The 10,931-nt window shown below is 40.2% G+C and carries 12 protein-coding genes and 1 pseudogene; 4 read left to right on the top strand and 9 right to left on the bottom strand.

Annotated features, from left to right (window positions below):
* Positions 1-320: pseudogene (locus VSA01S_RS18505) on the top strand (recombinase family protein); the annotation flags it as partial.
* Positions 321-650: 330 nt separating this feature from the next.
* On the opposite strand, the gene VSA01S_RS18510 reads toward VSA01S_RS18505, so the two are convergent.
* From VSA01S_RS18510 to VSA01S_RS18540, 7 genes are all read right to left on the bottom strand, one after another.
* Entirely contained in the window at positions 651-1,310 is a 660-nt protein-coding gene (locus VSA01S_RS18510) for an STM2766 family helicase-associated protein (RefSeq protein ID WP_039983311.1), read from the bottom strand.
* Entirely contained in the window at positions 1,307-3,295 is a 1,989-nt protein-coding gene (locus VSA01S_RS18515; RefSeq protein WP_039983310.1) for an STM2767 family DEAD/DEAH box helicase, read from the bottom strand. Before VSA01S_RS18515 ends, VSA01S_RS18510 begins: the two co-directional genes overlap by 4 nt.
* 511 nt (positions 3,296-3,806) lie before the next feature.
* On the bottom strand, positions 3,807-4,271 hold the full coding sequence (locus VSA01S_RS18520; protein WP_145993919.1) for a hypothetical protein: 465 nt from the start codon (positions 4,269-4,271) through the stop codon (positions 3,807-3,809).
* Positions 4,272-4,838: 567 nt separating this feature from the next.
* Entirely contained in the window at positions 4,839-5,030 is a 192-nt protein-coding gene (locus VSA01S_RS18525; protein ID WP_039983308.1) for a hypothetical protein, read from the bottom strand.
* A gap of 53 nt (positions 5,031-5,083) precedes the next feature.
* The gene (locus VSA01S_RS18530; RefSeq protein WP_039983306.1) at positions 5,084-5,377 is read right to left on the bottom strand and encodes a hypothetical protein; all 294 of its coding nucleotides are present in this window, start codon (positions 5,375-5,377) and stop codon (positions 5,084-5,086) included.
* A 453-nt stretch (positions 5,378-5,830) separates the two neighbouring features.
* The gene (locus tag VSA01S_RS18535) at positions 5,831-6,391 is read right to left on the bottom strand and encodes a hypothetical protein (RefSeq protein WP_039983305.1); all 561 of its coding nucleotides are present in this window, start codon (positions 6,389-6,391) and stop codon (positions 5,831-5,833) included.
* Positions 6,392-6,450: 59 nt separating this feature from the next.
* Positions 6,451-6,969, bottom strand: a complete 519-nt coding sequence (locus tag VSA01S_RS18540; protein ID WP_039983303.1) for a hypothetical protein — start codon at positions 6,967-6,969, stop codon at positions 6,451-6,453.
* Positions 6,970-7,414: 445 nt separating this feature from the next.
* Here VSA01S_RS18540 and VSA01S_RS20075 point away from each other — a divergent pair, with 445 nt between their 5' ends.
* The gene (locus tag VSA01S_RS20075; RefSeq protein ID WP_186810635.1) at positions 7,415-7,564 is read left to right on the top strand and encodes a hypothetical protein; all 150 of its coding nucleotides are present in this window, start codon (positions 7,415-7,417) and stop codon (positions 7,562-7,564) included.
* Positions 7,565-7,631: 67 nt separating this feature from the next.
* On the opposite strand, the gene VSA01S_RS20080 is transcribed toward VSA01S_RS20075, so the two are convergent.
* Positions 7,632-7,817, bottom strand: coding sequence for a hypothetical protein (locus VSA01S_RS20080; RefSeq protein WP_162139178.1), 186 nt, complete (start codon positions 7,815-7,817; stop codon positions 7,632-7,634).
* Positions 7,818-8,098: 281 nt separating this feature from the next.
* Positions 8,099-8,506, bottom strand: coding sequence for a helix-turn-helix domain-containing protein (locus tag VSA01S_RS18545; RefSeq protein ID WP_039983302.1), 408 nt, complete (start codon positions 8,504-8,506; stop codon positions 8,099-8,101).
* A 133-nt stretch (positions 8,507-8,639) separates the two neighbouring features.
* Between VSA01S_RS18545 and VSA01S_RS18550 the strand changes: the two genes are divergently transcribed.
* Both VSA01S_RS18550 and VSA01S_RS18555 read left to right on the top strand, forming a co-directional pair.
* Positions 8,640-9,002 carry a hypothetical protein gene (locus tag VSA01S_RS18550; RefSeq protein ID WP_145993917.1) on the top strand — a complete coding sequence of 121 codons (363 nt, stop codon included), beginning with the start codon at positions 8,640-8,642 and terminating at the stop codon, positions 9,000-9,002.
* Positions 9,003-9,376: 374 nt separating this feature from the next.
* Positions 9,377-10,336 carry a hypothetical protein gene (locus VSA01S_RS18555; protein WP_039983298.1) on the top strand — a complete coding sequence of 320 codons (960 nt, stop codon included), beginning with the start codon at positions 9,377-9,379 and terminating at the stop codon, positions 10,334-10,336.
* Positions 10,337-10,931: the final 595 nt, after the last annotated feature.

Here is a 10,931-nt window from a genome sequence, read left to right on the forward strand (position 1 = left end):
TTGCCCTGGCTCCAGAAATTTCTGATGAATTCACCAACTCGATGATCAAAGCCATCAACAACATGATGATGGATATGTTGGCTGCAATTTCTAGAAAAGATTATGAAGATAGACGTCGCCGCCAAAAACAAGGCATCGAGAAGGCCATGAACGAAGGGAAATACAAAGGAAGGAAGCCTGATCTAGAGCTGCATGACAAGATCTACAAGCTCAGAGTCGATAACCAAATGAGCATTAATGAGACGGCCAAGATGATTGGAGTCTCTGCTCGAACGGTTGTACGTGTGGTTAAGAAGATGAAAGCTGAGCGTGAGGGTTAATCATGCTGGCTTTATACAAATAATTTTTGGACAATTTGCCGATTAACCTTTCATACATGTGGGATCGATTATTATTCTACCTGAGAAACTTTTGGACATAAACGTGTCAGTGAACTTTCTAAATTAGCACCTCACGGATAACTTCAGGTATTGCACACCTCGAATCAAGTGGCCAAATTTACTCAGCCACTACAACCAAGGCTGAAACAAAAGTTCATATTGTCGGAGATAAGTCGGTATTTGAATCGGTGACTAAAGAGTTAAGTCATACCACTTTGCGCAACAGTTACCCTTCTGTCTTATTAAACAAATATTATGATATTTTAACTATCACTTGATCAGATTTGAGTCTAGCAGGTACTTTTTGGGGTAATTCTTATCTGCTAATGCCAAAAAACACTGTAGTTCAGCAAACTTATCATATCCAACTTTTAATGAGCTAGAGTTTTTAAAGAAGATATCAAAGTGATATCTAGGATGAACATCTCCATTCTGGCGGTCAGGGTCATCATCGAATCGAAAATACCCATGATCATCAGAGAGTAGCGATGCAAACGTATCTGAATACTTCGCTGCCTCAGTCCATTCCATTCCAAAGTTTTCATGCAGCGAAAGAACAATATCATCATGGGAATAAATGTTTCCGTGAACTGTTTGAATCGCATTCCTAATGATTGAAATAAACCTACCACTTACCGCTTCTTCAAGCACATCACAGTTGAATGATATTTCATTGTTACCCAAGTGGACTTGAAATGGATTTGACATAGAAAAATATCCATCATCTTTTCTAACCAAAAATCGATGAAAATCTTTGGTGAACACAGCCACATCAAACCCATCTTCACCAGTTTCTATTTGTTTTTCTGGGTGAGAATTAATCGCTTCAACTAGAACTAGTACGTTCCATAAGTTGTCAACAGGGTCTCTGACGGATCGCAGCCGCTGCATAAAATGTGTAGGAACATTTTTATAGTAAAATATGCTCATAACTTTTCAAAACGCTTGTATTCTGCATTGATAAGAACGTTAAAATAGTCTTCCTCATATTCAACATCGCCCATCACTTCAGCCATTCTTTGTATAAGTTTGGCTTTTAACCTTGGACTCGCTCCGTTCTCTTCACAGTAAGCGACGACTCTGTCTTCTAGAGATGGCTCTTCATCCCAAACAATCAATGCTTTTTGATTTTCGATTTCTTGAGCAGATGGTATGCGTAAATTCATATAGCCATTAGAGTTCATACACTCAATACCTGAATTTAGGGCAGTAAGTAGCTCTGTATCTGTCTGGTTTCCTAACACCAAATGACTTTCTAAAAAGGAGCGTGCCATCATCGTATATAACCCATTCCTGAATGCTGGCTGGCGATGCAAATTCAGTGCGAAACAGATAACGAAAGGGAATTCTAAGCCCTTGGCATTGTTAATGTTTGAAATGAAAAATTTAGAAGGGTCGCTAGTCTTACTTTCATGAGAAATGTTGACGTCCCACCCTAAACGCTCGGTAACAATGTTTGCTAGTTCTGGTATAACGTTGTAAATATATTTACCTGTATCTAGAAATAGAACAGCAATGTCGCCAGGTTCGACACTTTCATGCCGTTCTTTAATCTGTTCAACAACATTGAAAATAGAGTTAGAAATACTTTGACCATCTTCGGTTAGATGAATGGTAGTTGATTGAAATTCCTGAGGAATGTCTTCAAATCGACGTAGAGGGTCTCTGCTAATAATAGCACGACCATCTACCTCGCTATAATTGTAACCACAAGCACTCCACTCGTTATCTTGCAGCCACCTCAGAACTGGCATTTCATAAAGTCCCATACCAAGGGCATGCGAGAACATTAGATTCTTAGGATCTGTTCGGTAACATTTTTTTAGAACTAGATCGGCATGGCTTACAGAGTCATCAATTGTTCTAAAAATGTTCTGGAAAACATCACCTGCCAAAAACACTTTTTTCTCTGTAACTAACTCACAGAGTTCAACAAAGTGCTCTCCAAAGTCTTGGCTTTCATCAATGAAAACATAGTCAAATATAAACTTTCGGTTATTTGGCTCTGCTGCACTTTTGATGTCTTCGATTGCCTTTTTACAGAGTTGATCAAACGAACCCGCAGCGAACGTTCCAAACGGAATTTCATACTTGTGGCAAATATAGCGATACATACCAGAGTAAGGGTGCCGTCCACTTCCCCAGGAGTGGAAACAGAAGAGTTTATTCTCCCAATCGATTTGTCTCTCAACTTTCATAAAGTCAAAAAACTGAGGTATGCGACTTCTCATACTTGAGGCTAGTATTTTATTGAAACACGTAAATGCAATTCGTGCTTCCTGCTCGTTTGAGTAAACTTCTTTGAGTTTATGCAGAAGAAGTTCCGTCTTACCTGAGCCTGCTAATCCTTGAATGACGAATTTTTTACTAGCTCCCATCTTAAAGACGAAGCCCGTCTGATCTGTATCGAAGAGCACTATCTTTGATTTAATGCTATCTAGGAGGTTGTTGGCATCTAAGTCAACTTTGTTAACGTCATTGATACTACCAATGACCAAAGAAGTTAACAGGTCTGCTACTCGTCTATCTGTAGGGTTTTCAAGTACTAAGGAATCTAAGTCTAAGTTGTCACATGTTGTTGTTTCAATAAGCTCCAACCACCGCTTTTTTCTACCAATTTTTTTCCGATACTCAAACTTCTCAGACAAAAAAGCCATGTCGTCAATGAAGTCATCCACGAATTCTTCAAACTCTTCTTCGTTGTTAGATGTATCGACAAAACAAGGCTTTCGTCCCGATGAAAAAATTACAAATGCATGTTCGTATTCGTAAGTCAGATCTTCTTTTGATAGTGGGCGCGAGAGTACATAAATTTGCTTTTTATTGGTCTCAGCGTACTGTTCTAAGCACTCTTTCAGATTGGCGGACTCTGCAAGTGCTTGGGATTCAGGAGTAAAAAAGCAGTATTCGGACATTTTGTTTCCTTAGGAGAATAAGTACTAAGCCAACGTCACTCTATAGATTTAGAAGGCGTACCTTGTGACATACCATCTATTTGTCAGTAACTTAAGAGTTTATAGTACTAGATCTAGTTGGCTTTTCCCAAGCTCAACTTTGTGGATCACTTATGGTTTTGTGAGTGAATCGCTACCAAAGCGATGGACACAATCCAATCCACATCGCTGAGCGATTGAATTCATATTGAATCATTAGGGCAATTGGGGCAAATACTAATGACTAGAAATGGTATTGGTAGAAACTCTAAATTAAAATGGGGCAGAAACGTGCTAGAGCGGTTCAGACTAGCACGAGTATGGACAGAAATTATTTTCGGAAAATTGATTATTAGCAAAGCATGAATAACTAGAGGTATGGCAACGTTGTTGTGAAGTGCTAGTGCAATGAGTAAAATTGCACTAGCAAAGGGTGGGATTAGTACAGATTAGTTATGTTCGCACTAAGTGCTGTTATGGTAAGTAACGAGGTTCATCGAGCCTTATATATATTGAAATCTTTGTCACTCAGTTTTGTTTTTTTGACCAACTTCCTAGATAGGAGATCTTTTCGAACCGAAGCGATAATGACTCCGACTGCATCTTCTATTGCATCGCGGTTAGTCTCTCGTTCTTCTTCAGTATTAAATGTATTTTTTTTAGACAGTTCTAGGAAGTTATATATTTTTTTGATCACATCATCAGGGCAATAAAGCCAACATTTGTTAACTTCAGATAGAAATTTTGTTTTTAAATGTCTAGCCTCGGTCGGATCGGCATTTTCATGAAAACCTTCTAAACACCTCAACAATTCTTTATACGACTCTTCCTTACGGTAGTATTGCTCCCAAATCCGCTTGCGCGATTCATTAAGAAACCACGCTATAACTGCACCAAACAATGGAACCGAGAACTTCAAAAAATCTATTGATAGGAAAATATCCGTTAAAGAATTCATTAAAAACGTAGTCTCAAATCTGATATTAATTAGAAGCACACACTAACAAAAATCGGTGTTCATTATTCCTATTTTGGTAAATGTGTGAGTTTGCTATAAGAAACAGCCCTTAGACCGCCTCAAACGCTCTTAGCGAAGATTTTAGGTACTTTATTAATTTAGTCTTTGCTTCCATAGTTCCTTGTAAGTTTTGGTTGTCAGATTAGTTCTATTAGGTCAAAAACTGAACGACTGTGATTGTGGACTTTTTAGCGAAACCAATTTCGGGGCAAAAGTTAGCTCTCAAGAAACCTGTAAATTCCTGCTTATAAAAACGTTACCCTACACCTTAAATTCAAAATGCTACCGCCCTTTACTTATCGGCTACGTAACACACCATTACTGCTAAATTTTCGCGGCATGTAATGTACTACAAAGCGCATACCTCAGAAGCTGATTTAGATCATTAGAATGTTCAGATATATAGTCAGCATCACTGCATTCTGCAGCAAAATAGAGAGAGTGCATAAAATACCTTTCAGAGAGGGTTAGCCCCGCTACTCAGCAGGACCATAGAGTCGAAAAACACTAATCGCGCCATTCCTCAATCTGTTCAACAAACACCTCAAAATCCTCTCGTGTTTCGATTTTTTCACCCGCTTGAGACAACGAAACATTCAAGGCCGCAACCATTTGGCCAACCTTCGGGTTTAACGCTGCTAACTGATCAAACAAAGCAACCATACGAGCATCGATAGAAAACTGTTTTCCTTGTGACATTGTCACGTCTCCGTTACTGGAAATGAGAAAGCGGGGCGACAGCCCCGCGAAGATCAATCACGCACCGCTTTAGAAAGCTCACTCAACGGCACTGAAGAGGCTTTATCCGCCTCATCCCAAAATTGCACCTTGCGCACAAACCAGCCACAGCGGATAAAATCCTTATCGGTAAGATAACTCCCTGCCCCCATCGAATAATTTTCACGATGCTCACAGCTCTGCTCTTTATCCGCCAGAAACGCCGTATCCTCATGGTTTAGGCAGGCTTTGCGCAGCTCTGGAAATAACCGACAAGACGCGACTTCGACAGCAACAACTCGATTCTCTTTGCAATGATTCAAGCTCATAATGCAAAGCTAACTGTTCTGAGCGATTGAACGATGCTCATGAGCCTTATTATCAAAGGTATAACGAGATACCATTAAATCAAAATCAGCCTTAGCGATCTCTCACTTCTATACAATGAAAAGAGGTACTCGGATGAGCACCTCTGAAGCATCTTCAATTTTTGTAACCAGCTCTTCAACTAGCTAAAAAGTTGGTTTAATGTGGAACATCTGGGTAATTGCGGATGAAATTAAGGATTTCACTTTTGTCTGTTTCATTTTCTAGTTGATTTGCATAATTAAATAATTCATTACATGTAATCATATGCTTAACATCTCTGCCTACTTCATTGCTATCATTTAACCATGTAAGAATTTTTTCCAGTGGGTAACTATTGGTTTAATTTCTTTAAAGTCGATCTTTCTCTTTAAAGCATATAGTTATCAATTTAAGTTATGGCCCTTGGAATATACCTAGCTTTCCAACATATCTTCTGGGAAGTCGATGGTTTCAAGGCCATCCTTAGACACTGTCGGGTCATAGCTAAAGATGGTTTTAAAGAATTTAGCGTTGAAGTTATATACTGTATTGATGCTAGGTTCGTCCGGAATATCAGCATTGTTGACATCAAATATTGCTGTATCAATTAGATCGCGAGCTTTGGCAAAATCAAATGATGCTGCGCGGAATAAAGCCCCTTTTTTCAGAGACTCGATCTCTGCAATAACAGCCTCGCGACTCATTTCTTTGATATTCTGAACTAGTGCGTTAGCTTGACGTTGGTAATCAACGTTACACACATCATTCAAAAAGTAAGTGAGCTCTACATATAGACGTTCTAATTGAAGCCTATTATGGACAGAAAGATTACGCGCAACCGACTCATTGATGACCACAACAAAGCGACTCTCCTCTTTGCTCCACTCATAACGTAATAGACGTCTTTTGCGGAACACATCTAGGATTTGAGATGAGTACGAAGAAACTGTGGCGATTACAGGTGCTGCGACTTGTGCTGCGATTTCCATAGACATTTGATTTTCTCCATTTCTGATTTTGAAACACTTAGCTTCGTAAGCGTGATTTTTCTCGGTTACTTCTTAATCTCTTTACTGCTGTAAACCGTTTCTGATTTACCGGAAGGAGAAGTAATGACCACTTTTCCATCTTTTTTCAGGGTGATTTTTACCACCTTTCCTGAGTCTTCCGATCTCAATATGTGCTGTTTAAAGCCTTTGGTGGATTCGCTATTGAACGCTTTCGACGCGATGTTTACCGCAGGTGTTAACTCATCAGGAATGTCCTTCACAGAAGCAAATAGTGAATTAACTTGTCCTTCAGCCCAGTCAAACGCTGCTCGGAAGTTATTTGGGTTAGTAAAGAACACTTCTTTTTCATCGTATTGCCACGTTGCTAACCACCAATCTCGACCAGTGGTACCAAAGCCAGTGTTGTATTCCACGCTAAGGAAGTCGGATGCTTCTCCGTCAGGAATGGAACCAAATGTTTTATGGTTCTTGTAGTTATCACTGTACTTGTGATTCAGAGTGGCGACTTTAATGGCTCGCCCTGTTTCGTTTACTATCTGCGCTTTTGCTGTACGTTTTGTCATTTCAACTCTCCTTATGTGTGTTGAAGTGACAAAATAGCGATTTACTATGGCTAGGTTCACCATGAAGCATTTCCGGTGTAACAGAGGAGAGACTCAACCTCACTTGTGACAGCTTTTAGCTACTAATTTGAGGTGTTGATAAATAGGGAAATGGTTCACTCTGCGACCAGATACATGAACAATGGGCTTTATGAAGACACTAGCTATGCCATGTCACGCCAACTTCAACTAATTAACAGCTCTTTTTCAGAGAGTTAGTGTCGTGTTTTCAGAGAGTTAGTGTCGTGTCACGCAAAGCTTTTTTCTTGAGTGGCAAGTTTGATGATTAAAGTGGTAGGTTGGTTTTGAAACATGAAAAAGACGGAATAAGAACATGGAACTGATGCACGATGAGCTTGTTGAGATCGAGCAAGAGATCCATGAAAATCTTTAAAAAGTTCGCGCAATGATAACTCAAGCTAAAATAGATAAAGTGAAGATAATTGAAATCGAAGTCGATATCTTAGAAATGAGGCTTGTAGATTGTGATCCAGAAGCAACGATCCTTTTCCCCCACTCATCCTTAAATGTGTCGACACCTAGCTATGTCGGCTAGGTGCTGCCGTGCTTAGTCGTATTGCCAAAAATTCGGCGGTTTTAAGCTTCATGTCCATATATAGGGTCTACCCATCACCGCTATCAAAACTGTATAAATCGGTATCTCCTGCTTCTTCAACATGGAATGTAATGACGTCTTCACTGCTCTCTGGAGCCAAAGTGATGTAACGCTCTTCATTTTCAGTAAAACCGAGAAAACCTAGCTCTTTACCGTTTTTGTCAGTGATTTTGAGTTGAACTTGCTGCGCCATAAGAAAATCTCCTTTCGTAGTATAGAGCTTGTATTGTGGGAAACCTTCAAACAACAAGTAATCAGGGGTTGCTGCAAAAACTGAAAAATGTTTCTAAATAGCCTATCTGAATTCCTCATTTCATGCGTAAATTGCCAAGATATTGAAAAGTTCGTTGAGGAAGGCAGATCCCTCCTCCCCCCCTCAGTTTAGGCTCATTATGAGGTGTAATGTCACTATTTGAATTCAGACTTGACTATGACGCACTGTTCAGTGAGGAATCAGAGTTAACGACTGACGGCTCATGCGTTTTTCTCAACAAGCCCAAGTTGGAGTTTCTTAATATTAGACACTTGGCGTATTCCTAAACCAAACCGCTTAGCCACCGCCGATCTCGTCTCACCACTTTCTAGGGCTTGGATGATTTGTTGATTTCGTCCCTGCAGATCAATTTGCCGTGACGTTGGCAAAGTAAGATAGGTGCCGCCATAGGCATAGCTGAGATTGTTGAGTGAATCTTTGGGAAGAAGATGCCGCAGCTTACTTCGTCTGGGATTCTTAGGGATATAGGTATCATACCCTCCATAAGTAGAGACAAGCGTGTACATATCGTTATAGCCAATGATTTCTATGAGTTCCTGCATCAATGAAGGAAGTTTGTGGTGCTCAATATCATTATATGGCACCCACTCATTATTGTTGTCCTGCATACTATCATCCATGTTAGGTTAAGCCTGCAGCGAGGGTACGTTCAAACATAAGGCCGAATGCATAATGAAACGTTTCCCTATTTTTCTAGTGAATTTTTCATGGAGGATGGGGGTTTTCTATGTAGAGGTTTGTATGAAAAAAGGGCAATATCTGACAGATAAAGAGCTTGAGTGGATGACCAATTATATAGTGCATAAGATCTGGTTTCTTCATCATTGCGTGTTTAGCTCAGCCTGTAACGAGGCAGAAAAAAGCCGTTATGAGTTCTCTATCGTAAAAGTGTCAAATTGGACTAATACAGACGTTAAACGCATCAAAAACTCTGTTCATGAAATCTGTAGCCGGCTAATAAAAGTAAAGGTGCAATCGGAAACTAATAACTCATCAGAATTTGACTATGCACTTTTGTTTAGCCGAGTGAAATACACGAAGGAGAGGTTTGTAGTTTCGTTAAACGTGGAGGCGCTTGCTTGTAGTGATATCATCACCTCATAACAGGTGACATTATGAAAAAACTCTAAAACCGTGGCCAATTTTAGTTGACCACTGGTATCTTGAGATTTTGATGTGTCTTTCAGATACTCTAACCATTAATCATTGCAGCAATGATTAATGGTTATTACCCAGACATGAAAGCTCCTCTCCTATCTTTAGTACCCAACCACCTTCTCTTAACCCAAGTTGACTCCATTATTCTCCTCATGGCCAAAGGCAGCCCATAACGCCCATAGACAGAACCTCTACCACTGTGATCAACAAAACATTTAAGCAAAAAAAAGGACGGTTAGGTACTTGAAAAAATATGTATTCAGTTGCACCCTCGGCGCCAATTGAGTACCGCTACAGTAAATGAAAGAAGGAGCGTTAAGATGGCATCATTAGAGGAAGCATATAGCATTGAGTACGACAACATTATCAACACTGAAGATGCCTATGAATTGTATTGGGCAGGAGTAATCTTCAATAAATCTGCTTTCGTGTGCCCGAGTGAACTTTGCGATGCAAAAGTGACGTGTGTGAACCTAGATTTAGAAAAACAAGACATGCAACAATCTGTGCATTTTCGGGGTTATAAACACTCACTGGATTGCGATGCTACCATTGGGAAAAAGAGCAATACTGGCACAGAAAAAACTCAGGATACCAACTCACCTCGTATTACCCAAAGTGAGCACAAACCCGATTCTTTCCATTTATTTCGTCCATTGAACCAGTTTGCTAAGAAACAAAAAGGAAGCCCAACTAAAGGAAAAAATAGAATCATCAGTGAACGCAATGCCGCAGGCCTTAGACAACAAGACCGTAAAACTGGCTCTGATTATTACTCGGTAAGATCACTGGTAAGCAAATTCATACGCTACAAAACAGAAGGCACTCTTGCAGAGCATTACATCACAATCGACAAGAAAAACATTAGCTATCAAGCGCTTTTTAAAGGTGTTTTCAACCAAAACATAGAGAATCTACCCAATGAAAACAAAGTCTATTGGGGCGTTGCCAACATCAACTACATAGCAGAGAAGAAACTCTATCATGTAAAATTCAAGAGCGAGATGAAACATGGCGGCACTGCGATCAACCCTTCTTTCTTCATCACGGAAAAGCAAATACAAGATTACCCAGTAAGAAACCTCGTCATAAAGCGGTTAACAAAAATAGCCCAGTCTCATAATAAACAAGCCTTTATCTTTTTGTACTCCAAACCTTATGGACAAGGTAAACATTACATAAACTTCAAGCTAGAAAGCCTAGATTACCTAGAGATTAGATACTTAGACTTGTTTGATGAGTTGAAGAAAACACCAAGTTCAACGGACAACAATGAATGAATTTGGCTACGAAAGGCAGCCTATTTCAGGCTTTCAGACCTGCAAGCCCGATGGGCGAACAGTGCATAGCACTGATTCGCTACCGCCACGACACGCACACTGCAGCGCCATTAAAAAGCGAGCTCTTAACGCAAGAGTAAACACTAAACTCGCCGCAACCACGGTGCCACGGACAAGAAAGGACGGCCGCAATGGGTGGGCGGAGGAGGTGGCGGTAATTCGGGTTACCATAAACAGCTTGCGCATTTAGGGATTGCCCGGAACGGACAAAATCTGGCCTAGCAACCAATACAGAAGCCAAAGAAGATGATGAAAAGCCGCGCATGGAAACACGTCTTTTTGTGTTTTGATGCGACCCCCTACCCTGTTTTGCCCGTCTTTTTGGGCAATACAGAAAAAACGGCGTCCGCTTGTTGGCTACCTTAAAAGGGCCTGTTGCAAAAATTGAAGATGTTTCTGAGGTACCCATCTGGGGGTCTCTTTTCATGCGTAAATTCTAAAGATCTTGAAGAGTTCATTAAGGAAGGCGGAGCTCTCCTGCACCCTCAGCTTTGGCTCATCACGACGTAACCAACGTTTAATAAATTGATAAGCA

Origin of the sequence: Vibrio sagamiensis NBRC 104589, from assembly GCF_007990935.1 — a bacterium.
Lineage (GTDB): Bacteria > Pseudomonadota > Gammaproteobacteria > Enterobacterales > Vibrionaceae > Vibrio > Vibrio sagamiensis.